The organism is Arthrobacter sp. P1_D12 (assembly GCF_056406175.1).
Genome location: NZ_JBFUAR010000009.1, coordinates 51,873 through 75,652, shown reverse-complemented (window position 1 = coordinate 75,652; position 23,780 = coordinate 51,873). Strand labels below are relative to the sequence as shown.

General features: G+C 68.3%; 22 protein-coding genes and 1 pseudogene. 6 read left to right on the top strand and 17 right to left on the bottom strand.

All coding sequences use genetic code 11. The features are described from left to right. Positions 1-14: 14 nt before the first annotated feature. The 11 genes from AC1DZV_RS08410 to dacB form a co-directional block, all read right to left on the bottom strand. Complete coding sequence (locus AC1DZV_RS08410; RefSeq protein ID WP_476953452.1) at positions 15-527, bottom strand: PH domain-containing protein; 513 nt, start codon at positions 525-527, stop codon at positions 15-17. Next, on the bottom strand, positions 508-1,032 hold the full coding sequence (locus tag AC1DZV_RS08405; protein ID WP_028276927.1) for a DUF3180 domain-containing protein: 525 nt from the start codon (positions 1,030-1,032) through the stop codon (positions 508-510). Before AC1DZV_RS08405 ends, AC1DZV_RS08410 begins: the two co-directional genes overlap by 20 nt. Further along, positions 1,029-1,598 (bottom strand): 2-amino-4-hydroxy-6-hydroxymethyldihydropteridine diphosphokinase, encoded by a 570-nt coding sequence (folK, locus tag AC1DZV_RS08400; protein ID WP_476950662.1) that lies wholly within the window; start codon positions 1,596-1,598, stop codon positions 1,029-1,031. Before folK ends, AC1DZV_RS08405 begins: the two co-directional genes overlap by 4 nt. Beyond that, entirely contained in the window at positions 1,595-1,954 is a 360-nt protein-coding gene (folB, locus tag AC1DZV_RS08395; RefSeq protein WP_028276929.1) for a dihydroneopterin aldolase, read from the bottom strand. The genes folK and folB overlap by 4 nt, the downstream gene beginning before the upstream one ends. Before the next feature lie 12 nt (positions 1,955-1,966). Beyond that, positions 1,967-2,908, bottom strand: coding sequence for a dihydropteroate synthase (gene folP, locus AC1DZV_RS08390; RefSeq protein WP_476953451.1), 942 nt, complete (start codon positions 2,906-2,908; stop codon positions 1,967-1,969). Between the two features lie 11 nt (positions 2,909-2,919). Continuing rightward, positions 2,920-3,564 carry a GTP cyclohydrolase I FolE gene (gene folE / locus AC1DZV_RS08385; RefSeq protein WP_230007204.1) on the bottom strand — a complete coding sequence of 215 codons (645 nt, stop codon included), beginning with the start codon at positions 3,562-3,564 and terminating at the stop codon, positions 2,920-2,922. Positions 3,565-3,573: 9 nt separating this feature from the next. Next, positions 3,574-5,640, bottom strand: a complete 2,067-nt coding sequence (gene ftsH / locus AC1DZV_RS08380; protein WP_028276931.1) for an ATP-dependent zinc metalloprotease FtsH — start codon at positions 5,638-5,640, stop codon at positions 3,574-3,576. A 198-nt stretch (positions 5,641-5,838) separates the two neighbouring features. Continuing rightward, the gene (gene hpt / locus AC1DZV_RS08375; RefSeq protein ID WP_018774939.1) at positions 5,839-6,390 is read right to left on the bottom strand and encodes a hypoxanthine phosphoribosyltransferase; all 552 of its coding nucleotides are present in this window, start codon (positions 6,388-6,390) and stop codon (positions 5,839-5,841) included. A 30-nt stretch (positions 6,391-6,420) separates the two neighbouring features. Then, positions 6,421-7,455 carry a tRNA lysidine(34) synthetase TilS gene (tilS, locus tag AC1DZV_RS08370; RefSeq protein ID WP_476950764.1) on the bottom strand — a complete coding sequence of 345 codons (1,035 nt, stop codon included), beginning with the start codon at positions 7,453-7,455 and terminating at the stop codon, positions 6,421-6,423. Between the two features lie 98 nt (positions 7,456-7,553). Then, entirely contained in the window at positions 7,554-8,693 is a 1,140-nt protein-coding gene (locus AC1DZV_RS08365; protein ID WP_476950660.1) for a zinc-dependent metalloprotease, read from the bottom strand. Between the two features lie 144 nt (positions 8,694-8,837). Continuing rightward, positions 8,838-10,331, bottom strand: coding sequence for a D-alanyl-D-alanine carboxypeptidase/D-alanyl-D-alanine endopeptidase (gene dacB / locus AC1DZV_RS08360; protein WP_476953450.1), 1,494 nt, complete (start codon positions 10,329-10,331; stop codon positions 8,838-8,840). A gap of 142 nt (positions 10,332-10,473) precedes the next feature. Between dacB and AC1DZV_RS08355 the strand changes: the two are divergent. Both AC1DZV_RS08355 and AC1DZV_RS08350 read left to right on the top strand, forming a co-directional pair. Next, positions 10,474-10,929, top strand: a pseudogene (locus AC1DZV_RS08355) (inorganic diphosphatase); the annotation flags it as partial. A 91-nt stretch (positions 10,930-11,020) separates the two neighbouring features. Beyond that, positions 11,021-11,782 (top strand): DUF429 domain-containing protein, encoded by a 762-nt coding sequence (locus AC1DZV_RS08350; protein WP_476953449.1) that lies wholly within the window; start codon positions 11,021-11,023, stop codon positions 11,780-11,782. Between the two features lie 17 nt (positions 11,783-11,799). On the opposite strand, the gene AC1DZV_RS08345 is transcribed toward AC1DZV_RS08350, so the two are convergent. Next, on the bottom strand, positions 11,800-14,223 hold the full coding sequence (locus tag AC1DZV_RS08345; RefSeq protein WP_476953514.1) for a phosphoketolase family protein: 2,424 nt from the start codon (positions 14,221-14,223) through the stop codon (positions 11,800-11,802). Positions 14,224-14,398: 175 nt separating this feature from the next. Between AC1DZV_RS08345 and AC1DZV_RS08340 the strand changes: the two genes are divergently transcribed. Continuing rightward, positions 14,399-14,998, top strand: coding sequence for a MarR family transcriptional regulator (locus AC1DZV_RS08340; protein ID WP_079555228.1), 600 nt, complete (start codon positions 14,399-14,401; stop codon positions 14,996-14,998). 53 nt (positions 14,999-15,051) lie between these two features. On the opposite strand, the gene AC1DZV_RS08335 is transcribed toward AC1DZV_RS08340, so the two are convergent. Then, a complete protein-coding gene (locus AC1DZV_RS08335) occupies positions 15,052-15,987 on the bottom strand; it encodes an HAD family hydrolase (RefSeq protein WP_476953448.1) in 936 nt (311 codons plus the stop codon). A gap of 145 nt (positions 15,988-16,132) precedes the next feature. Then, the gene (serS, locus tag AC1DZV_RS08330) at positions 16,133-17,413 is read right to left on the bottom strand and encodes a serine--tRNA ligase (RefSeq protein ID WP_028275985.1); all 1,281 of its coding nucleotides are present in this window, start codon (positions 17,411-17,413) and stop codon (positions 16,133-16,135) included. A 78-nt stretch (positions 17,414-17,491) separates the two neighbouring features. Here serS and AC1DZV_RS08325 point away from each other — a divergent pair, with 78 nt between their 5' ends. Then, the gene (locus tag AC1DZV_RS08325) at positions 17,492-18,556 is read left to right on the top strand and encodes a diacylglycerol/lipid kinase family protein (protein WP_028275984.1); all 1,065 of its coding nucleotides are present in this window, start codon (positions 17,492-17,494) and stop codon (positions 18,554-18,556) included. Positions 18,557-18,604: 48 nt separating this feature from the next. Here the strand turns inward: AC1DZV_RS08325 and AC1DZV_RS08320 are convergent, their stop codons facing one another. From AC1DZV_RS08320 to AC1DZV_RS08310, 3 genes are all read right to left on the bottom strand, one after another. Then, on the bottom strand, positions 18,605-18,826 hold the full coding sequence (locus AC1DZV_RS08320) for a hypothetical protein (RefSeq protein WP_018774949.1): 222 nt from the start codon (positions 18,824-18,826) through the stop codon (positions 18,605-18,607). Positions 18,827-18,920: 94 nt separating this feature from the next. Next, positions 18,921-19,904 carry a prephenate dehydratase gene (gene pheA, locus AC1DZV_RS08315; protein WP_243178298.1) on the bottom strand — a complete coding sequence of 328 codons (984 nt, stop codon included), beginning with the start codon at positions 19,902-19,904 and terminating at the stop codon, positions 18,921-18,923. A gap of 18 nt (positions 19,905-19,922) precedes the next feature. Beyond that, a complete protein-coding gene (locus AC1DZV_RS08310) occupies positions 19,923-20,249 on the bottom strand; it encodes a rhodanese-like domain-containing protein (RefSeq protein ID WP_476953447.1) in 327 nt (108 codons plus the stop codon). Positions 20,250-20,537: 288 nt separating this feature from the next. Here AC1DZV_RS08310 and AC1DZV_RS08305 point away from each other — a divergent pair, with 288 nt between their 5' ends. Continuing rightward, positions 20,538-22,013, top strand: coding sequence for an amidase (locus AC1DZV_RS08305; protein ID WP_476953446.1), 1,476 nt, complete (start codon positions 20,538-20,540; stop codon positions 22,011-22,013). A gap of 541 nt (positions 22,014-22,554) precedes the next feature. Next, positions 22,555-23,700: an alcohol dehydrogenase catalytic domain-containing protein gene (locus AC1DZV_RS08300; RefSeq protein WP_476953445.1), complete on the top strand. Its 1,146-nt coding sequence runs from the start codon at positions 22,555-22,557 to the stop codon at positions 23,698-23,700. Positions 23,701-23,780: the final 80 nt, after the last annotated feature.

The window sequence follows — 23,780 nt, the reverse complement described above, 5'->3', positions numbered from 1 at the left end:
TCACGGCCTTCCCGTCACAGCCCGGCCAGCCGGGCTTCGCCGCGGGCGGACAGTTGTTCGCGGAGCCGGGCGCCTTCGCTCGCGGGCAGCCCCGGAATCTCGGCGCTGGTCGCGGCGGCCGCGGTGTGCAGCTTCAGTGTGCACAGGCCCAGCTGGCGTTCGACCGGGCCCACCGCGATGTCGACGTACTGCATCCGCCCGTAAGGAACCACGAGGGTGCGCTGGAAGAAAATGCCGCGCCGGATCAGGAGGTCATCCTCACGCTCGGCGTAGCCGATCGAGCGCACCTGCCGGGGAATCAGCGCGAGCCGCCACAGGGCCAGCAGCAGCGCTACCGCGGGCAGGGCGACGGCCAGCCAGACCGGCAGCCAAGTCCACCCGCCGGTCAGCACCAGGATGAGGGGAAGCGACAGCAGGGCCACCGCGACCAGGGTTCCCAGCGCCCATCCCGCGAGGCGCACGGTGACGTACTTCGGGGAGATCCGGAGCCAGTCGATGCCCGGAGGATCAATCGCTTCGGTAGGCATATTCGCCTTCCGCCGAGGGCTTGCTGCGTTTTCCCTGCACGCCTGGCCGGGAATCGGCGTCGCCGTCCTCGGGGGGAATCCGGCAGAACCGCTCGACGACGAGCCCGACGATCACCATGATCAGCCCGCCGCCAGCCATAGCCAGGGCCTGCCAGGTGATCTCCTGGTTGCTGCGCAGGTTCCACAGCCTCAGTTGCTCCACCACGATTCCCGCGTGCCAGCCCAGCAGGACCGACCCGGTGTAGGCGCAGGCCTGCGCGAGGACCAGGGTCCAGGCAGCCAGGATGGGGTTGAGGATTTTCTTCTTCTTGCCGTTGCGCCACCGGAGCACGCGGATGCCCAGCACCAGCGTGAGGGCCACGATCACGCCCATGGTCACCAGGCCCGTCAGCGGCAGCACCGGGGTGGCCAGGCCGTAGCGGCCGGAGAGCATGGTGGCGAACCAGCCGGCCACGGCCAGGACCACGCAAATGGCCAGCAGGAGCAGGGGGCTGGTCAGCTTCACGGCCGCTCCGCCGCACCGGGCACGCCGGTGATCTCCGTGGCAGTGACATCCGCTGCGGCGGAGTTCTGGAAGCCGTCAAAGGTGGCAAGGTCGGCGAAATCGGCGGCTTTCGCCGCGAGGTCGCCCACGCGTTCGCCGTTGAGCTCCGCCACGGGATCGATCAGCGACCACGGATAGAGCACGAACGCCCGTTCCGCGGCCCGGGGGTGGGGCAGGGTGAGCTCGGGATCGGAGCTGACCACATCCCCGTACGTGATGATGTCCACGTCCAGGGTCCGAGGCCCCCACCGGACCTCGCGCACGCGCAAATGCTTCTGCTCCACGTCCTGGCAGTGCTCGAGCAGTCCGAGCGGCGGCAGCGACGTCTCGACGGCAATCACCATGTTCAGGAAGTCGGGCTGGTCCGGCGGACCTCCCACGGCCTTGGTCTGGACGATCGGCGAGATGGCCAGCAGGCGCACCTCCGGCGGGTCGACGAGGTCTGCAACGGCGGCGGACAGGGTGTCGCTGCGCTCCCCCAGGTTGCTGCCGAGCGCGATCACGGCACGGGTGTAGAGCGGGCTCACGTCCGCCTCCGGTGCACGCTGACGGCGACGTCGCCAAAGTCGACTTCGATCGGGGCCTTGGGCTTGTGCACGGTGATGTCCACGGCGGCGACGGCGAATTTCTGCAGGACGTCCTCGGCAATCCGCACCGCGAGGGCCTCAATCAGGTTCAGCGGCTCACCGGTGATCCAGTCCCGGATGCAGTTGGCCACCTCGCCGTAATGCGCGGTGTCCACGACGTCGTCGGAAGCGGCCGCTTTGCTGAAGTCCAGGTGCAGCACCGCGTCGACAACGAATGGCTGCCCGTCGCGGCGCTCGAAATCGAACACACCGTGATGGCCGACGGCGGTGACGCCGCTCAGCGTGATCTGATCCATGGTGCCGGCCGGTCAGTTCGTGCCGGCGTTGGCGGAACCGGCCGGTGCCGGGGGAACCATGTGGGCGGCGACCTTGACGGCGTCCAGGCTCGCGCCTACGTCGTGCACGCGCACAGCCCAGGCGCCGCGGAAGGCGCTGATGGCGGTCATGGCGGCGGTGGCGGCGTCGCGTTCAACCGGCTGGGCGGCCTTGCCGGCCACGGTCAGGAGACTGCCCAGGAAGCGTTTGCGTGAGCCGGCGACGAGGACCTTATGGCCCATGGCCTGCAGGACATCCAGGTGCTGCAGGAGCTCCCAGTTCTGGCCCTCGTTCTTGGCGAAGCCCAGTCCCGGGTCCACAATAATCTGTTCCGGCGCGACCCCGGCGGCGTACAGCTTGTCGCGGACGCCGGCGAGCTCCGTCACGACTTCCCCGGCGACGTCACGGTAGTCCGTCAGGGAGTTCATGGTGCTGGCGTCGCCGCGGCGGTGCGTGAGGATGTAGGGGACCTTGGTGCGGGCGGCGAGTTCGGCCATTTCCGGTTCCATGGTCAGGCCCGAGACGTCGTTGATGATCGCGGCGCCGGCCTTCAGGGCCGCGGCAGCCGTCGCGGCGTGGGTGGTGTCGATGCTGACCAGGGCGCCGGCCTTGACCAGGGCCTCGATGACCGGCAGGACGCGGCGCTGTTCCTCGTCAGCGCCGACTGCCGTGGCACCCGGGCGGGTGGATTCGCCGCCGACGTCAATGATGTCCGCCCCGGCGTAGAACATCCGCAGCCCGGCCGCGATCGCCGTGTCCGCCGTCGCGTGGGCTCCGCCGTCGCTGAAGGAATCAGGGGTGACGTTGAGGATTCCCATCACCAGTGTCCGGTCCGTGGGCAGGTCCTGGAACTTCGCCGCCGGGCGCGGTTTGCGCAGGATGGGCAGGGGCGAAGTGGCGGGGCCGGTGCCCGGGGCTGCAGCTAGGGAGTCCATGGTCTGTGTTCTTACCTTCCGAGTATGAGGCTCATGGCTTCGGCACGGGTGGCCGGGTCATGGAGTTGCCCGCGCACTGCGCTGGTGACGGTCTTGGCGCCGGGCTTGCGGATTCCCCGCATGGACATGCACAGGTGTTCACATTCGACGACGACGATCGCGCCACGCGGATTGAGGTGCGTAACGAGGGCCTCGACGATCTGGGTGGTCAGGCGTTCCTGGACCTGCGGGCGCTTGGCGAACATGTCCACCACGCGCGCCAGCTTGCTCAGGCCCGTGACCTTGCCGTCGTGGGACGGGATGTAGCCCACATGCGCCACCCCGTGGAACGGCACCAGGTGGTGCTCGCAGGTGGAATAGAACGGAATGTCCTTGACCAGCACGAGTTCCTCGTGCTCGAGGTCGAAGGTGGTGGCCAGGATCTCGGCGGGGTCGTGGTGCAGGCCTGCGAACATTTCCACGTAGGCCTTGGCCACCCGCTTCGGGGTGTCAATGAGGCCGCCGCGGTCCGGGTCCTCACCGATCGCCAGCAGGATTTCCCGTACTGCCGCTTCGATCCTGGGGCGGTCCACTTTGGACTTTGAATGCGGGGCTCCCCCGTCCCCCGCCGAAGCAGCGGCGGGGGCGGGAACGTCGTCGTCGAAGTTAGAAGTCACAGAAGAAGCCTAGCCGGGATGACCATCAGTCCCGATATCTGTTGCACCGCCCTGGAAGGACTCCTGCCCGCCGACGCCCTGGGCATGCGGGGGCTGGGCGTCCAGCGGCTCTTCGAGCCGGGCGTGGGTGGCTTCCTCCTGGGCTTCACGCTCCGCCTTTTCACGGCGTGACTCCACCGGGCCGGCGGTCTGGAGCGTGCGGGTCTCCTTGGAGAGCCAGACGTCGCGGAAGTCGCGCTTGCGGATGTGGGTGAATATTTGCGCGATTTCGGCCTGGTTCAGTGTTTCGCGTTCGAGCAGTTCCAGCGCCAGCTCGTCCAGGACATCCCGGTTCTCGGTCAGGATGGCGTAGGCCTCATCATGGGCGCCGTCGATCAGGCGGCGCACTTCCTCGTCGACGATGTAGGCGATCTGGTCCGAGTAGTTGCGCTCGTGGCCGGCGTCGCGGCCCAGGAACGGCTCGCCGCCGCCCTGACCGAGGCGCACGGACCCGACCCGTTCGCTCATGCCGAACTCGGTGACCATCTTCCGGGCGATCCCGGTGGCCTTCTCGATGTCATTGGATGCACCCGTGGACGGATCGTGGAAGACGAGTTCCTCGGCGACGCGGCCGCCCATGGCGTAGGCCATCTGGTCAAGCAGTTCGTTGCGGGTGATGGAGTACTTGTCGTTTTCCGGGACCACCATGGTGTAGCCGAGGGCACGGCCGCGGGGCAGGATGGTGATCTTGGTGACCGGGGCGGAGTTCCGCAGGGCAGCCGCGACGAGGGCGTGGCCGCCTTCGTGGTACGCGGTGACTTTGCGTTCGTGTTCCTTCATGACCCGGCTGCGCTTCTGCGGGCCGGCCATGACGCGGTCGATCGCCTCGTCCAGGGCGCGGTCATCGATCAGGTTGGCGTTGGACCGGGCCGTCAGCAGGGCGGCCTCGTTCAAAACGTTGGCCAGGTCCGCGCCCGTGTAGCCGGGGGTCTTCTTGGCAACAGCCTTGAGGTCGACGCCGGCAGCCATCGGCTTGCCCTTGGCGTGCACCTGCAGGATCTGGTCGCGGCCGATCAAATCGGGGGCCTCAACCCCGATCTGCCGGTCAAAGCGGCCCGGACGCAGCAGGGCGGGGTCCAGGACGTCGGGGCGGTTCGTGGCGGCAATCAGGATGACGTTGGTCTTGACGTCGAAGCCGTCCATTTCCACCAGCAGCTGGTTCAGGGTCTGCTCGCGCTCGTCGTTGCCGCCGCCGATTCCGGCGCCGCGGTGCCGGCCGACGGCGTCGATCTCATCGACGAAGATGATCGCCGGCGCGTTGGACTTGGCCTGCTCGAAGAGGTCGCGGACACGGGAGGCACCCACGCCGACGAACATTTCCACGAAGTCGGAGCCTGAGATGGAGAAGAAGGGTACGCCGGCCTCGCCGGCAACCGCGCGGGCCAGGAGGGTTTTGCCGGTGCCCGGAGGGCCGTAGAGCAGCACGCCCTTGGGGATTTTGGCGCCAACGGCCTGGAACTTGGCCGGTTCCTGCAGGAATTCCTTGATCTCCTCGAGTTCCTCGACGGCCTCATCGGCGCCGGCGACATCGCTGAAGGTCACCTGGGGCATGTCCTTGTTGACGAGCTTGGCCTTGGACTTGCCGAACTGCATCACCTTGGACCCGCCGCCCTGCATCCGGGAGAGCAGGAACCAGAACAGGACGCCGAGCAACAGCACGGGCACCAGCAGGGAGAAGAGCCCGGAGAACCAGTTGTTTTCGATCGGCTGGTCGGTGAAGCCGCCGGACGGTTTGGAGTCCGTGACGGCCTTGACGACGTCCTGGGCGCGGGCGTTGACGAAGTAGAACTGGACGTTCTTGCCCTTGTCCTGCCCGTCGACCTGAAGGTTGTCCTTCAGGACCAGGTCCACCCGGTTCTCGGCGTCAAAAATCTTGGCCTGTTCAACTTTGCCGCCGGCTGTCAGCAGCTCAAGGCCCTTGTCGGTGTCGATCCGGCTGGCGCCGCCCGGCGCAAGCGTGGCAAATGCCAGCAGCAGCATGGCCACCACGACGACAATCCAGATGCCGGGGCCCTTGAAGAAACTCTTAGCTTTCATCTGTTCGGGGCTGGCCCCGTCCCTCCTGGTAGTGCTGCACGGCGACCGGTCTGCGCGCGTGTGGTGCTGCGTCAGCTTCTAGCTATACACCGTCGCACTACCTCACGCACGGCAAAGGGCAAAAGTTCCCTGTGGGCGTAGCGGGGCCGGGCCTCCGGCCGCCCGGGGCCCGGACGGGGTTGCCTTCGCGTGAACGATTTACTCGTAGACGTGCGGAGCCAGGGTGCCGACGAAGTCCAGGTTGCGGTACTTCTCGGCGTAGTCCAGGCCATAGCCCACCACGAACTCGTTGGGGATGTCATAGCCGACGTACTTGACGTCGATCTTGACCTTGGCGGCCGTCGGCTTACGGAAGGCGGTGCAGATTTCCACCGACGCCGTGCCGCGCGATTCCAGGTTCGTCTTGAGCCAGGACAGCGTGAGGCCGGAATCGATGATGTCCTCGACGATCAGGACGTCTTTGCCCATGAGGTCGGTGTCGAGGTCCTTCAGGATGCGGACCACGCCTGAGGACTGCGTGCCCGAGCCGTACGAGGAGACGGCCATCCAGTCCATGGAGACGTGGGTGTGCAGCGCACGGGCCAGATCTGCCATGACCATGACGGCGCCCTTGAGCACGCCGACGATCAGGAGGTCGCGGCCCTCGTAGTCCTTGTCGATCTGCGCCGCGAGTTCGGTGATCCGTTGCTGGATCTGTTCCTTGGTGTAGAGAACGTGTTTGAGGTCTGCCTGGACGTCGTTTGAATCCACCAATGGCTCCTGTGTAGATGCGGGGTGCGACTAATTTCGGGGCGGCTGTTGAGGCCGGAATACAAGCTTCCCACAGCGGGCGGCTTCGCGGGGAACACCGGCGGCGGGCGGCTCCGCCGCAAGGAGCTGCGCGAGCGAGAGCCGGAAGACGCTGACCCCGCCGGGAAGCTCCACCGGGCCGGCCGATCCCTGCCGGCGCAGGAGCGCTTCCGCCGCGAGCAGCCGCTGGTAGCTGGGCTGCTGACCGCCGACGGCGGCGGCGGCCTTGGCGATCACCCGGAACCTCACGGCCGGGGCAAGATCCCTCAGCCCGGCCTCCGGAAGGCTGATCTCCTCCCCTGTCTGCTGGCGCAGCCGCTCGAACGTGTCGTTCGCCACGTCCTCCAGATAATCGGCGTCGAGCTGCAGGATCGCGGCCGTGCGGGCGAGCGATTCGGCAACGCCGGGGCCAAGCTTGTCCTCCAGCAGGGGCAGCACCTCAACCCGGGTCCGGGAACGCGCGTACACGGGATCGGTGTTGGACGGGTCGTGCCAGGGCTCCAGGTCCTCCACCCGGCAGATCTCCAAGGTGTCCGCGCGCCGCAGGCCCAGGAACGGGCGCAGCAGCCGGCCGCGGGCCGGCCGCATCCCGGCGAGGGACCGGGTGCCCGACCCGCGCGCCAGGCCCAGGAGCACTTGTTCGGCCTGGTCATCGAGGGTGTGGCCGAGCAGGATCGCGGCTGCACCTGCCTCGTCCGCGGCGGCCTCAAGGGCCGCATGGCGGGCGTCCCGGGCGGCGGCCTCGGGGCCCGCGCCGCTGGAGGCGACGTCGACAGTCCTGATCGTCACGGGAGAGAGCCCGAGCTCCTCGAGGGTCCGGGCCGTGGTGGCCGCGACCGCGGCCGAGCCCGGCTGCAGCTGGTGGTCCACGACGACGGCGCCGACAGAAACAGGATGGCCGTCCACGTGGCCCCGGCGCCCGAAATAGGCGGCGACGGCGGCGAGAGCCAGCGAGTCCGGCCCGCCGCTGCAGGCAACCAGGACGCGGTCCGGGTAGCCGGCCGCGGCGAGGGCGTCCTGCAGCATTTTTCGGGCCGTGCCGACCACCGGCGCGAGGCGGCCGGGCCGGCGTCGTCCGCTGGAAATCGAGGTCGAACCGGCGCCGTCGGCGGCAGTCATGGCGGCTAGAGGCCCATCCGGTCGAGCCAGAGCCGGGAGTCGTGGATCTCGGGTTCGCTGGGGAGGTGGTCCGCGGACTCCCAGACTTTGTTGAAGCCTCCCATGCCGGCGGCGGCCACCACTTCCCGGACGAACTTGGCGCCGTCACTGTACTGGCGCATCTTGGCGTCGAGGCCGAGCAGGTTGCGGATGAATTTCTCGATCATGCCGCGGTCCTGGCCGCGGTCGTTGAAACGTTGCCGGATGGTCTTCACTGAGGGAACGATGCTGGCGTCCACGGCGTCCATGACCACATTGGCGTGACCTTCGAGCAGGCTCATGAGGGCAGTCAGGCGGGACAGGGCCGCCTTTTCCTCCGGGTTCTGGAGCAGGTCCAGGATGGCGCCGCGTCCGGGCGCGGCGCCGGGTGCCGCGCGGTCCTTCAGCGATTTCGCGGCCGCCGAGGCCCGTTCCATCAGGGAATCGACATTGCCCAGCAACAGTCCGCTGAGGTTTTCGATCTCCTGGAGCATGTGGTGCCGCAGCCACGGTGCGGCGGCGAACTGCACCCGGTGGGTTTGTTCGTGGAGGCAGACCCAGAGCCGGAAGTCCGCGGGTTCGACTTTCAGTTCGCGTTCCACGGAGATGATGTTCGGCGCTACGAGCAGCAGCCGTCCGGAAGCGGGGGCCGTGGAGTTTTCGGCCAGCGCTGAGAAGGGATCGTACTGGCCCAGGACTTTGCTCGAAAGGAAGGCCAGGATGGCGCCGAGCTGGCTGCCGGTGATGGCTGCGCTGACCCCGGCAGCGCCGGGGCTGATGGAACCGCGGCCCTCCAGCAGCTTTCCCATGGCGGGCTTGAGCATGACGGCGAAGCTCTGCGTGTTGGCCTTGGCCCATGAGGCCCGGTCCACGACGAGGACCTCGGAGTCACGCAGGTCCCGGGCGGCGTCCAGGCCGGTGATGTGGTGGACGTGCGGCACGGAAATGTCCGCCATGAGCCGCAGATTTTCGACGGCGGCGCCGATCTCGGCGCTGCCCAGGACGGGGCCCGCCGGCGTCAGCCGGGCTGCCGTGGACGCGGCGAGCTCCCAGTTGATGAGATCCGGGACCTGGACCGATGCCGCACTCGGCGTCTTGGGTGATGTCTCGCTTGCAGAGGACTCCATGGGGTCCATCAGATCACAGGGCCCCGACAATGCGCCTTAATTTTCGCTGACCGGCGAACCGGCCGGGGCTCCGGGACCTCCGGCCGAAGGGCCAGACCGGCGCGAAGAGCCAGACCTGCGCGGGGTCCCGGCCGGCCCGCGCCGTCAGCGGCAGCCGCAGCCGGCGAGGACGGCGGCGGAGCGGTCCAGCGCGGCTTTGTTCGCGGCGCCGGGGGTCAGCCCGTTGCCGACGAAGGAAAAGACCAGGAGCCGGCCGTCGGCGTCGACCACGGAACCGCTAAGCGCAATGACTGTGTTCAGTGTGCCCGTCTTGGCGCGGACCAGCCCGGCGCCCGCGGCCGAGGACGCATCCGTGTAGCGGTCCCCCAGGGTGCCGGTGAGCCCGGCGACCGGGAACCCGCTCAGGGCGGCGCGCAGCCGGGGGTCTGTGCCCGAGGTCATGGCCCGGACCACGTCCGTGAGCTGCCGGGCCGAGACCCTGTTGGCCAGGGCCAGGCCGGAGACGTCCGCGGCCCGGAGCGAGTCAGTGGGAACGCCCATGTCCTTGACCTGCTGCAGCACGGCGGCAATGGCGTCGTCGCTGCTGCCGGGCCGGCCGACGCCGAGGGCAGTCATCCGTCCCATCACCTCGGCGAGGTAGTTGTCCGAGGTCTGCAGCATCAAGTCCACCTGCTGCCCCACCGTGGCGGACTGGACCTCGGCCAGGACTTTGGCGTGCCCGCCCTCCGGCGCGTCACCGGGCCGGCCCCGGGCGACGCCGGGGGCCACGGACAGCCCCCCGGCCGCCGCGGCCGCCGTGAGCCGGGCGGCGAACACCTCGGCGGTGGTCATGGCGGCGTCCTGCGGGCGGGGTCCGGTGGTCTTGGCGGGATCGAACCTGGCGGAGTTCAGCGCCAGCGGGTACAGCGGGGCCATCTCGCCGGCGGCGACGTCCTCTGGGCTCCACGCCTGGCTGAGCGAGGGGCCGCTGAAGAGGGAGTCATCCAGCAGGACGTTCACCGTGCCGGTGACGCCGCCGGCTTTGAGGGCATCGATAGTGGCCTTCGCGAGCGTGGTCAGCCCGGCGCGGCCCAGAACGGCGCCCGGGGCCGATTCTCCGGCGCCCAGGAGGACATCACCTCCGCCGGTCAGGACCACCGAGCCGGGGGTCGGCCCTGCCAGCACGCGGGTACTGAAGCGGCGGTCGGTGCCCAGGACACGCAGGGCCGCACCGGCTGTGAGGAGCTTCATGTTCGACGCCGGAACGCGGGCCTCGTCGGCAGCCCGGTCGAAGAGGACCTTCCCCGTCGCGGCGTCCTGGACGATGCCGGTGAAGGTGCCGGCGCCGTCGGGCCTAAGGGTCTTGTTCAACTGCGCGGCGACGGCGGCCCCGGCCGGAACCGGGGCGGAAGTGCTGAGGGGCCCGACTGCCCCCAAACTGTTGCCGGGAGGGCTCAATGTGGCGGGGATCTGCTGCCAGGGCGGTGCTGTCTGCGAGGCGTCGGAGGACCCGTCATGGCTGAGGAACGCCGGGGAGATGGCGATGCCGGCCGGCACAGCCACTGCCACCACGAGGATTGTCTGGAGCAGCAGCGCGGGCATCCTGCGACCCCTGCCGGGCACCGGCTGGGTACCCTCGCGGCTGGTTCTCGGTTTCATGCTGCTGCTGGTCCTTAGTCCTGAAATGTCCCCACTAGTTCCTGAAACCAGCGCCTCTCGCTATATCCTCAATAGTAGTCGGCGGCACCGACAGCCCTTATGCACGTGCCGCGCACCCCCTGAATTCGTCAAGGAGCATTCCATGAAGCATGACGTGACCATCGAGATCCCCAAGGGATCGCGCGTCAAGTACGAAGTCGACCACGAGACCGGCCGCGTCCGCCTGGACCGCGTCCTGTTCACGTCGATGCAGTACCCCACCCACTACGGTTTCTTCGAGAACACCCTGGGTGAGGATGGGGATCCGCTGGACGCGCTGGTGCTCCTGCAGGACTTCGACCTCTACCCCGGCGTGATAGTCGAGTCCCGCCCGATCGGCGTGTTCAACATGACCGACGACGGCGGCGGCGACGCCAAGGTCCTGTGCGTCCCGACCGATGCGCGGTTCGACCACATCAAAGAGATCAGCGATGTCAGCGAGTTCCTGATCAAGGAAATCGAGCACTTCTTTACCCGTTACAAGGACCTGGAGCCGGGCAAGTGGGTCAAGGCCGAGGGCTGGGGCGACCGTGCCGCCGCCGAAGCGTCACGTACCGCCCATCCGGGGTTCCGGAACGGGCGGTACGTGACCCCGCGTTTTTGTTGGGCGTTTTTCGATTGGCGTTCAGTCAAGTGGCTGGGGCGCGGTGATGCGGACTCTCGGCGTCGACCTCGCTGCCGCCGCGAAGAAGACGGCAGCGGCCGTCATCGAATGGGATCACGGCGCGGCGCGCCTGGCGCGCCTGGCGCATCTGTCGTTGGACGTGGGCGACGAGGAGATCCTCCGCCTCTTCGGCACCAGCGCCATGACGGGGATCGATTCCCCGCTGGGCTGGCCGGACGCGTTTCTTCCCTTCATCGCCGGGCACCTGAGCTTCGAACCCCATCCAGTGCTGGACCATGACGGGATCGAGGGCCGCCGGCTGCTCGCCTACCGCGACACCGACCGTTTCGTCACCGGCAACACCGGCCTGATCCCGCTCAGCGTCTCCGCGGACCGGCTGGCCCACCCGGCGATGCGTTGCGCGGTGATCCAGGCGAAGATCGCAAGGGAGTACGGGCCGCAGGCCAGGGACGGCAGCGGCCGGCTTGCCGAGGTGTACCCGGCGGCGTCGCTGAAGCTCTGGGGGATCCATGCCCGCGGCTACAAGGGGCGCGGGGCGCCGGAGGCGGGAAAGCTGTCCTCAGCGGTAGCGGATCTGGCCGTGAAGGCGCCATGGCTGGACCCGGCGGAGTACCGGGCCGATCTTGCGGCGTCCGATGACATGTTCGATGCCCTCATCGCCGCCCTGTCCGCGCGGGCCGTCGCCGTCGGCGCGACGCTGCGGCCCGGTCCCGGGCACGCCGCGGCCGCCCTGACCGAAGGCTGGATCCATCTGCCCCGGGGCGGGCTGCAGGAGCTCCCGGGCTAGTCCCGGGCGGGCGCTGCTCAAATCCGCAGCGACCAGGTGCTGATCTCCGCCGGGTCCTCGCCGTGCTCCCGGGTGTGGTCGCGGGCCCGCATGCGGCTGTCCTGCAGGGACTGGCGCAGCAGCGAGTGCCTCCCGGGCAGTCCGGGGACCCGGTCGATCGCGTCAATTGCCAGCTGGAAGCGGTCGATTCCGTTCAGCATGGCCATGTCGAAGGGGGTCGTGGTGGTGCCTTCCTCCTTGTAGCCGCGAACATGCAGGCCCTCCCGGTTGGTGCGCCGGTAGGTGAGCCGGTGGATCAGCGCGGGGTAGCCGTGATAGGCGAAGATCACCGGTTTGTCCGCCGTGAAGATGCCGTCGAAGTCCCGGGCCGTCAGCCCGTGCGGGTGCTCGCTGGCGTCCTGGAGCCGCATGAGGTCCACGACGTTGACCACCCGCACTTTCAGCCCGGGCGCCCCCTGCTTCAGGAGCTCGGCCGCGGCGACGGTTTCGACCGTGGGGACGTCGCCGGCGCAGGCAAGGACGACGTCGGGCTCCTCACCGGCGACTTCGGAGCCGGCGAACTCCCAGATGCCCAGGCCCCGGCGGCAATGGTGCGAGGCCGCGTCGGGCCCGAGCCAGGTTGGCGAGGGCTGCTTGCCGCTGACCACGATGTTGACGTAGTCGCGGGAGGCCAGGCAATGCTCCATCACGGCCAGAAGCGTGTTGGCGTCCGGGGGCAGGTAGACCCGGATGATTTCGGCCTTCTTGTTCACGGCGTGGTCGATGAAGCCGGGATCCTGGTGCGAAAAGCCGTTGTGGTCCTGCTGCCACACGTGGGAGGACAAGAGGTAGTTTAGTGAGGCCACGGGCTGGCGCCACGGCAGCTGCCGGTGGACTTTGAGCCATTTGGCGTGCTGGTTGAACATCGAATCGATGATGTGGATGAACGCCTCGTAGCAGTTGAACACCCCGTGCCGTCCCGTCAGCAGATATCCCTCCAGCCAGCCCTGGCAGAGGTGTTCGCTGAGGACTTCCATTACCCGCCCGGCGCGGGCAATATGCTCATCCAGCGCATCAATCCTGTACTGCCAGACCTTGTCGGTGGCCTCGTAGACGTCCTGCAGCCGGTTCGATGCCGTCTCGTCGGGGCCGAAGAGCCGGAAGGCCTCGGGGTTCAGCGCAATGACGTCGCGCAGCCAGGGGCCGAGCGTCACCATGGGGCTGATCCTTTCGATGCCGGGCTCGGCGACGTCGACGGCGTGCCGGCGGTAGTCCGGCAGGTTGAGCGGGCGCAGCAGGATCCCGCCGTTGGCATGGGGGGTTGCGCTCATCCGCAGCGCACCGGCCGGGGCGTTCCTGGCCGTCTCCGGCCTCAGGCGTCCGCGGTCGTCGAAGAGTTCCGCCGGCCGGTAGGACTCGAGCCACTGTTGCAGCTGGCTCAGGTGCCCAGGATTGGTGCGGACCTCGTTCAGCGGAACCTGGTGGCTGCGCCAGGTGCCCTCCACCCGCTCCCCGTCCACCGTCTTGGGCCCGGTCCAGCCCTTGGGCGAACGGAGCACGATCATGGGCCACTGCGCAGCACCGTCCTGCGCAGTGCCGTCCTGCGCAGTGCCGCTGCGGTGGCGCTGCTGGATGGTCCGGATCCCGGCCAGGCAGGCGTCCAGTGCGGCCGCGAAATCCCGGTGCGCCGCGGCTGTGTCGGCCGGATCGGCCACGGTGACGAAATGGGGGACGTGCCCGTAGCCGCGCAGCAGCTGTTCCAGCTGGGCCTCGGGCATACGGGCCAAAATCGTGGGGTTGGCGATCTTGTAACCGTTGAGGTGCAGGATGGGCAGCACGGCGCCGTCGGCCGCCGGGTTCAGGAAGTTGTGCGAATGCCAGCTGGCAGCCAGCGGCCCGGTCTCGGCTTCGCCGTCACCGATGACGACGGCCGTGATCAGGTCCGGGTTGTCGAAGACAGACCCATACGCGTGTGCCAGCGAGTAGCCGAGCTCGCCGCCTTCGCTGATCGAACCGGGGGTCTCCGGGGCGGCGTGGCTTGGAATGCCGCCGGGGTAGGAGAACTGCCTGAACAGCTCGGACAGGCCGGCTTCGTCGTCACCAACGTGGCCGTAAATTTCCGAATAGGTCCCCTCCAGCCAGGCGTTGGCGACCACCGCGGGGCCGCCATGGCCGGGACCGGCGATGAAGAGCATCTGCTGGCTGTCCCGGCGGATAGCCCGGTTCAGGTGGGCATAGACAAAATTCAGTCCGGGTGTGGTCCCCCAGTGACCAAGGAGCCTGGACTTCGTGTGTTCCGCGCGGAGGGGTTCGCGCAGCAGCGGATTGGACCGGAGGTAGATTTGCCCCACCGAGACGTAGTTCGCCGCCCGCCACCAGCGGTCCACCAGGTCCAGGGCCGCGGCGTCCAGGATCCCTGTCTCCAGGACCGCATTGTCCAGGGACGGGCCGTCGGCCGGCATCTGTGCGCGGGTGGTTCCATTCACGTCATTGCTCACTGGGATCCTCGCCTCGTGGGTCCTGCGTCGGCACATTTGGTCCATCGCAACACGTTCGGCGGACGGGGCACAACCCCGGTCCGTCACCGGCCGCCGGCAACTTGCCCCGCAAGTGCCAGCAGGTAGTGTGTCATCCAGAATGTTCACGCTGACCATCAATCAAACCGACAGCCGGCGCGACGGCGACCGCGTGCCGCAGCTCCTCAAGGACCTGCGGCACATTCCGGCGCGCCTTGATTTCGATCGTTCCGTTGAAGATGAGGTCCAAGGGATCCTGGACTGTCCGCATCAGACGGTGGAAGCGGCCATGATCGCCCTTCGCAGCGGCAGCTGGTACGTGGGCATTGGCGTGGGCCCGGTCAATGAACCCCTGCCGAACCAGATCAAGGACGCCTCCGGGCACGGGCTGATCTACGCCCGGCGCGCGGTGGATCGTCTCCGGAACCACAAGGACCGCGTCCGGGTGGCCGTGGAGGGCCCGCTGGCCGATCTTGCCGCAGAGGCGGAAGCCGTGCTGCGCCTCCTGGGCCACATTGTGCACGACCGCAGCCAGGCGGAATGGCGGGTACTGGACCTGCTCACCCCGGGGGTGCGGGGTCAGCAGAAGGCGGTCGCAGAGGAACTCGGGATCACCACCCAGGCCGTGAGCAAGGCCGTGGCCCGGTCTCAGTGGAACGAAGAGCACGCGGCCCGGCCCGCTGCGGCGCGGCTCCTGAGCCTCATCCTCGACGTCCGCTAGCCGTCCCGGCCCTTCCTCGGAACCGCCCGACCGTTTGCCGCGCCCTTGAGGCCTTAGAGGAGGCTGCGAAGCACGTGCGCGGCGCCGTCGTCGTAGACCGATTTCGTCACTTCGTCAGCGGCGGCAATCACCTCAACGGGGGCCTGGCCCATGGCCACGCCGCGGCGCGCCCAGGTCAGCATCTCGATGTCATTGCGGCCGTCGCCGACGGCGACAGTGCGGTGCGTTTCTATGCTGAGCCGGTCGCGGAGCTGTTCCAGTGCGCTGGCCTTCGTGACACCGGCAGCGGCGATGTCCAGCCACGCCGTCCAGCCCACCGAATACGTGACGCCGGCGAGCCCGATGTGGCGGATCGCGGTGTTGAATTCTTCGGGCGTATTCTCCGAGCTGAAGACCACCACGCGCACGGCGGTAGCCTCCAGCATGGTCTGGAAGTCGACGCCGACCGCTTCGACGCCGAAGCTGGCGTCCTGGAAGCGTTCTGTGGACAGGAAGTTGCCGTCCCCGTCCTCGAGCGCGTACTTGGCCGAGGGCAACCGCTTGCGCAGCGCGCGAAGGACCGGCCCGGGGTCAAACGTTGCCTTGTGGAGGATTTCGTAGCCCTCGGGCAGTCCGGAGTCGACGCGCAGGATCACACCGCCGTTGGAGCACACGGCGTAACCGTTCTCGATCCCGATATGTTCGATGACGGGCAATGTGGCGTTGAGGGAGCGGCCGGTCGCGATCATGACGTGGTGGCCCGCGGCCACCACGGCCTGGGCGGCCTCGCGGACAGGAACCGACATATGCCCGTCGTGGTCCACAAGGGTGCCATCGACGTCCAGGGCGATCAGCATCTTGTCGCCGGCTCGGTTCCGGGAGTTTCCCACCCGGGCCGCGCTGGCCGGGGCCGCCGTATTCGGGGCCGCCGTGTTCTGGTCTGTCATGTTCTGGTGTGTGGTGCGCCGGTCATCGTTGCCGGCGACTGAGGATTCAGTCATTGTTGTCATCTCACAAGTAGAGCAGAGACCCCCGACTGCCGCTAGGACACACGCCACAGCAAGGCGTGAACTTGCGGTAAACACCCACATAATGTCCCCGTTGTGGGCGTTTACCCGGCGGCCATCGGAGGCCTGGCTGGGGTCGGGACCGGGGTTAGAGGACGGGGAAAACCGTCATGCCGCCGAGGTACTTCTGCAGGGCGGCGGGGACGTTGACGGAGCCGTCGGGGTTCTGGTGGTGCTCCAGGATGGCGACGATCCAGCGGGTGGTGGCCAGGGTGCCGTTGAGCGTGGCGACCGCCCGCGTGCCCTTGGGCGCGCCGTCCTCGTTCAGAACCCGTTCCCGGATGTTCAGCCGGCGCGCCTGGAACGTGGTGCAGTTCGACGTCGAGGTCAGCTCCCGGTATGCGCCCTGGGTGGGGACCCAGGCCTCACAGTCAAACTTCCGGGCCGCGGAATTGCCCAGATCGCCGGCGGCGGTGTCAATGACGCGGTACGGGAGCTCGCACTTGGCCAGCATCTCCTCTTCCCATGCCAGCAGGCGGGCGTGCTCGGCGGCAGCGTCCTCAACCGTGGTGTAGATGAACATCTCCACCTTGTTGAACTGGTGGACGCGGATGATGCCGCGGGTGTCCTTGCCGTGCGAGCCCGCCTCGCGCCGGTAGCACGAGCTCTGGCCGGCATAGCGGATGGGGCCGGCCGAAAGGTCCAGGATCTCGTCGGCGTGGTAGCCGGCGAGGGCCACCTCCGAGGTGCCCACGAGGTACAGGTCGTCTTCGGCGAGACGGTAGATCTCGGCGTCGTGCTTGACGTCAAAGCCGGTGCCCTGCATGGTTTCCGGGCGGACCAGGGTGGGCGTGATCATGGGGACGAACCCGGCGTCGATCGCCTGTTCCATGGCCATCTGGAGCAGCGCCATTTCAAGCCGGGCGCCGACGCCGCGCAGGAAGTAGAAGCGTGAACCGGAAACCTTCGCCCCGCGTTCCATGTCGATGGCCCCGATCAGCTCACCGATCTCGAGGTGGTCCTTCGGCTCGAAGTCGGGGAATTCGCGCGGCGCGCCCACCGTCTTGACCACAATGTAGTCGTCCTCACCACCGGCCGGGACGCCGTCCTCGATCAGGTTGGGGATGGTCCGGAGGAGTTCGTCCTGGGCGGCCTGGACGAGATCGGCCTCGGCCGATGCCGCTTTGACGGAGGCCGCCAGAGCCTTGACCTCGGCGAGGAGGGCCTGCTTTTCCTCGCCCTTGGCCTGCGCGACCTTCTTCCCGTACGCATTCTGCTCGGCCCGCAGGTTCTCGAACCGGATCAGGGCTGCCCGCCGGGCCGAGTCCCCAGCGATGATCGCGTCCACCGCGGATTCGTCGGCGCCTCGGGCGCGCTGGCTGGCACGGAACTTGTCCGGATTTTCGCTGAGGTCTTTTACGTCGATCACCAGACAAGAGTATCCAATCCGGTCACGGTTGCCCGGCAAGCCGGCCTGCATGCGCTGGCGGGATACTGTTGGATCACAATGCGCGACTGGCTGCTCTACCTCGTCATCGCTGGGGCCCTGGTCTTTGCCGTCTCCAGCTGGTGGGGGGTGCGCCGGCTGAAGGCCAAGCACACCCGCAGTGCCGTGTGGGAGGAAACCCACAGCCCGGGCCCGGGCCGCCAGAAGGTGGCCGTGGTCCTGAACCCCATCAAGGCCAAGTCTGCCGAGGCCCGTGGCCTGATTGAAGCAGCGTGCGCGGCGGCCGGCTGGCCGGCGCCCCGCGTCTTTGAAACCACCGCAGAGGACCCCGGCTTCTCGCAGGCGCGGGCTGCGGTGGCCTACGGGGCCGACGTCGTCCTGGCCGGCGGCGGCGACGGTACCGTGCGTGTGGTGGCGGAGGTCCTCGCCGGGACGGACACCGCCATGGGCGTGATCCCGCTGGGCACCGCAAACCTCCTGGCCCGCAATGTGCATCTGGAGGTCAACGACCTGCCCGGCAACGTGCAGGCCGCCCTGTTCGGGGACCAGCGGTTCATCGATACGGCGCGGCTCACCCTGGAAAATTCGCTCACCGGGGAGTCAGCGCAACACACGTTCCTGGTGATTGCAGGCATCGGCATGGACGCCGAAGTAGTCAGCGACACCCTTGACGGCCTGAAGAGGGCGGTGGGCTGGCTGGCGTACACGGAAGCCGGGGCCAGGCACCTTCTGGGGCGCCGCAAGAAGGTCTCCATCGCGCTGGATGGCCAGCCTGAGCAGGCCCGGAAGATCCGCAGCGTCCTGTTCGCGAACTGCGGCCTGATCCCCGGGGGAATCGACTTCATCCCGCAGGCCATGATCGATGACGGGATGCTGGACGTGGTGGTGATGAGCCCGCGCAGTGCGATCGGCTGGCTGGCCATGTACACAAAGATCGTCCTGAAGCACAAGAAGGACCTGCCGGTCATGACGTATTACCGGTGCGGCAAGATCACTATCCGGTGCCCGGAACCTATGCCCACCCAGGTCGACGGCGATCCTTCCGGCGAGGCCACGATGGTCACCGTCGAGGTGGACCCGGGATCCCTGTTGGTGAGGGTCAAGGACGGCACCGAAGGCCGCTAGGCCGACGGCGGCTGGAGCGCGCCACTGCAGCGCGCCAGGAGCGAGGGACTAGGCGCTAGCGGCCTTCTTGGCCTCTGCCGCCTTCTTCGCCTCGGCCGCAGCCTTGGCGGCCCGGGCTTCGGACTGCTCACGGATCATTGCCTGCTCCTCTTCGAAGCGCAGGCGGTCCGCGCGGTCGGCGTCGTCGCCGTCCCAGTCCTGATTTTCAGCTGTCGGCTTGGGATTGACAATCATTCCCTGGCCGTCATTTTCTGTGCTGGTGCCTGACATGACCCGCTCCCTCCCGTAGGGGAATTCCCCAATATGGATCAGGCAAGCATACGCACAGTTGGGAGGGGGTGGAAGTGCGCCATATGGCATTTGCCTACGCTCTGGGCGAAGCCCCCGGGGTATATTCCGGCACAGCAGATGCGCCCCCCAGTATGTCTTTCACCCACGCATGCGCGGCGCGGAATGCCTGGTCGGAGGTATGCGGCGCGACGCTGGTTCGGTGGCCGTCGGCACGCTGGTAGGACCCGAGGAAGCGGGTGGCCGGGCTGATCCGGTGAAGACCCGCGAGCGCGTCGGCCACCCGGGCGTCGGCGACATGGCCGTCGGCGTCAATGCTGAAGAAATAGTGGCCCAGGTACTGCCCGGTGGGCCGGGATTCGATCCGGCTCAGGTTCACGCCGCGGGTGGCGAACTGGTCCAGGATCTCCATCAGCGCACCCGGCCGGTCTTCGGGCAGCGGCACCACGACAGTGGTCTTGTCGGCTCCGGTGGGGGCCGGCAGTTCACCCGGGCGGCCCACCAGCACGAACCGGGTGACGGCTCCGGGGTTGTCGCCGATGTTTTCCGCCAGCACCATCAGGCCCGGCTGTTCGGTGGCCACGATCGGGGCGCAGATCGCGGCGTCGTAGTGGGCGCCGTCACCATCCAGCAAGCCCATGGCGGCAGCGGCGGTGGAAGAACCGGGGATGTATTCCGCATTGGGAATATTGGCGTCCACCCAGAGCCTGCACTGGGCCCAGGCATGCCCGTGGGTGGAGACGCGCCGGATGTCCCCGAGCGCCACGCCGGGCCTGGCCACCAAGACGAAGCTGATGGGCACCAGGGCCTCCCGGAGGATCCTGAGTTCCTGGCCGGTGGCGATGGCGTCGAGGGTGGCGGTGACCCCGCCCTCGACCGAATTTTCGATCGGTACCATGGCCGCATCGGCGGAGCCGTCCCGCACCTTGTCCAGCGCCGTGTTCACATTCGAGGACGGGATGCGGATGGCCTCCGCCGCGTCCGGGACCTGCATCAGGGCCGCTTCGGTGAAGGTGCCCTCGGGTCCGAGGAATGTGTAGGTGAGCGTCGGTGCGGGCATCAGTTCTTCCTTCTTCAGTTACAGGACAACCGGTTTGAGGCCGTTGTCGGACACCAGCGGCATGCCGGTCTCAACCCACCGGTCCATGCCGCCGGCCACATTCACGGCGGAATATCCCATTCCGACCAGCCACTGGGTGGCCCGGAAGGAGCGGCCGCCGGTGCGGCAGATGACGTAGACGTCCTCGTCCGGGTCCAGCTCCTCAATCCGGGAGGGCAACTGGTCCATGGGAATGTGCAGGGCACCCTCGGCGTGGCCCGCAGCCCACTCATAGTCCTCGCGGACGTCCACGATCTTGGCGCCATCGGGGATGCCAGACACGCTTACGCTCTGGAAGTCGCTCATGTTGACCCTTTCCGCAGAATTCAAGCTCCGATCCCAGCGTATCCCCCGCCGCTGGCACCGCACCCCCGCTGGCGGCACGTTACGCTTCTGGGGACCACAAAGGAGACCTCATGGCTGCCGAACAGCCCGCGGAGCGGCCGGTCCGCGGCCCCCGCCACGGGACATGCCCTGCCCTGGCCGCGAGCGCTGGGCATGATGCAAATGTGTCCTTCCGCCGGTCCCAGGAATGGGCATGTCCCCCGGGTAGCCGGCCCGCGCGGCCCCAGGTACGGCCGGAGTCCCGCCTCCTTGGCTGAAATCCACGAACTCTCCGCCGTCGAGCTCCGCGATGCGCTCCGTTCCGGGGAGCTGTCCGCCAGGGCCGCCGCCGATCATTTCCTGGACCGGGTCGAAGCCCAGAACCCGCACCTCGGTGCCTTCATCACGGTCACCGCGGAACAGGCGCGGAAAGACGCCACGGCAGCCGACCGGCGCTACGCCCTCCGGAGCCGGAACGGCGGCGACTTGCCCCTGCTGCATGGAATGCCGGTCGCCTTCAAGGACCTGACGGATGTGGCAGGGGTCGTCACCACGCATGGAAGCGCGGCCCTGGAACGCAAGCCGGCCCTGGCCGACGGCGCAGTTCCCGCCGCGCTCAAGGCCGCCGGGGTCCTCTCGCTGGGCAAGACACAGGTCCCGGAGTTCGGCCTGACCGCCTACAGCGAGAACCGGATCGCCCCGCCGTCGCGCAATCCGTATGCACTCAGCCGCAGTTCGGGCGGCTCCTCGGGCGGCAGCGCTGCCGCGGTGGCCGCGGGGCTGTTGCCGTTCGCCCCAGGGTCCGACGGCGGGGGCTCCGTGCGGATCCCTGCCGCGGCATGCGGGCTGGTCGGGTTGAAGCCCGGACGTGGGCTGGTGCCGGCCGGGGAAAGCTCGGGCGATCCCGCGCAGCTCGTGGTTGCCGGACCGCTCGCCCGCTCCGCCGCCGACGCCGCGCTGCTGCTGGATGCCCTGGTGCCGGGCCCGGACAATCAGGGTGCGGGCGGACAGGGTGCGGGCGGTCCGGGCATGGGCGGCCGGGCGCACGCCAGCTACTTCGAGCTGACCGCCAGGGAGCCCCGCCCACTGAGGATCGGCATAAGTCTCGACAGCCCGTGGCAAGCGAAGTTTCCCTTCATCCCGGACAGTGAGGCGCTCGACGCACTCGCGGACGGCATCTCGCGGCTGGAGGCGGCGGGGCACGAGGCCATGGAAGCGGCGATTCGCTACGACAACCGCTACCCGGATGCTTTCACCACAGCGTGGACGGCCGGCATTGGCAGCGCGCGCATCTCGCCGCAGCGCGAGGCGCTCCTGACGCCGCTCACGAGGACTTTCCGCCGGCGGGCACAGCAGCGCAGTGCAGCCAAACTCAACGAATCCCTCGGGTTCCTCCGGCAGTTCCAGCAGGACACCATTGTCCAGTACGCCCAATGGGACCTCATAGTGACGCCGGCCCTGGCGCAGACACCCCGTCCGGTGGGCTGGTTCACTGGCGCGACCCACGGCGGAGGCTACTGGCCGGCCGCGGAATGGGCAGGCGACGCCGACGGCGACTACCGCAAACAGTGCGAGTACGCGCCGTGGTCATCCATGGTCAACGTCTGCGGGCTGCCGGCCATCAGCATCCCGGTGCACTGGACCGGCGGCGCCCCTGGTTCCGGCCTGCCGATGGGCATCCAGCTGATCGGGCCGATGGACTCCGAGGGGCTCCTGCTGCAGGTGGCCGCCCAATTGGGCTTCTAGCCGCGGACCCGGCACTCACCTGGGGACATGCCCACTCCTGACGCCGCGCAGGGGACATGTCCGGAACTCACATCGGGCACCGGACATGTCCGTCCTCCACCAGCCGGGACGTGCCCGTTCCTCAGGCCCCGCATCGGACCCGCCCGCCCCTCACGCCGCGCAATGGACATGCCCAGTGCTCATCACGGACATGTCCGCCTGCGGCCGGGGCGGATGGACATAATGCCATCTTGTCCACGCCCGGGCACCAAGAATGGGCATGTCCCCCGGTGAGGCCCAGGAACTCAGCCAACACACGCACGCGGGCACCAAGAACGGGCATGTCCCCAACTGGCATCCAGGAACTCAGCCAACACACGCACACGCCCGGGCACCAAGAATGGGCATGTCCCCCGGTGAGGCCCAGGAAACCAGCCAACCCAAGCCCCCAGCCACCCCAAGCCCGCGGACGCCGTCGGACCTCCCCTTCCCCCAAATGGACGCTGGCGGCGGCAGGCGGCTATCGTTCACTCAAACCCGACCAGGCCGCGAAAGAGGATCGATGAAGATCACCGGTGCAGTACTTGAGGAAATCGGCCGCCCCCGCCCCTTCGCGGAGTCCCGGCCGATCAGCATCTCCGAGCTGGAACTGGCGGCTCCCGGGCCCACCGAGATCCTTGTCCGGATGGAGGCCGCCGGAATCTGCCACTCGGACCTGAGCGTCGTCGACGGCAACCGGGTCCGGCCCGTTCCCATGCTGCTGGGCCACGAGGCCGCGGGCCGCATCGTGACGGTCGGTTCCGGCGTCACGGACCTGCAGCCCGGCCAGCGCGTGGTCATGTCCTTCCTGCCCCGCTGCGAGAACTGCGCGAACTGCGCCGAGGACGGCCGGCTGCCCTGCACGGCAGGGTCCAAGAGCAACAACGACGGGACCCTGCTGCACGGATCCCGGCTCCTGAGCCGCGACGGCGAGCCCGTCCACCACCACCTGGGCGTCTCAGGCTTCGCCACCCACGCCGTCGTGGACCGCGCTTCCGCCGTGCCGGTGGACGACGACATCCCCGCGGACATTGCGGCAGTGCTGGGCTGCGCCGTGCTGACCGGCGGCGGCGCGGTGCTCAACGCGGCCCGGCCCCGCCCGCAGGACAGCATCATGATCGTCGGCCTCGGAGGGGTGGGGATGGCGGCGCTCATCACCGCCGTCTCGCAAGGAATCTCGCGGATCATCGCCGTGGACACGCTGGAGCAGAAACTCGATCACGCCCGCCGCCTCGGCGCCCACGAGACATACACCCCGCAGCAGGTCCTCGACGCCGGGGTCAAAGCCAGGTTCGTGATCGAGTGCGCGGGAAATCCCCGCGCGTTCGAGACCGCTTTTGCCGCCACCTCCCCCGGCGGCACCACCGTCACGGCCGGACTGCCCTCCCCCGAGGCCCGCGCCCAGCTGGCACCGCTGACCGTCACCGCCGAAGCCCGGACGATCGTGGGCAGCTACCTGGGCTCCGCCGTCCCGTCGCGGGACATCCCGAAATACGCCCAGTTGTGGCGGGACGGGAAACTGCCCGTCGAGGAGCTGATCTCGGACCGCATCGCCCTGGCCGATATCAACCGGGCCATGGACCAGCTGGCAGACGGCCACGCCATCCGGCAGATCATTATGTTCGACGCCGGCGAGCCCGCCCAGGAGCCCGCCGGCAAGCCCGTCTAGGACACGACCGCCCAGCCCGGAACGCCCGCGAAACCGGCGGAAAGAGAGGCGAAAGAGAGGCAAAACACCATCCGGGCTGC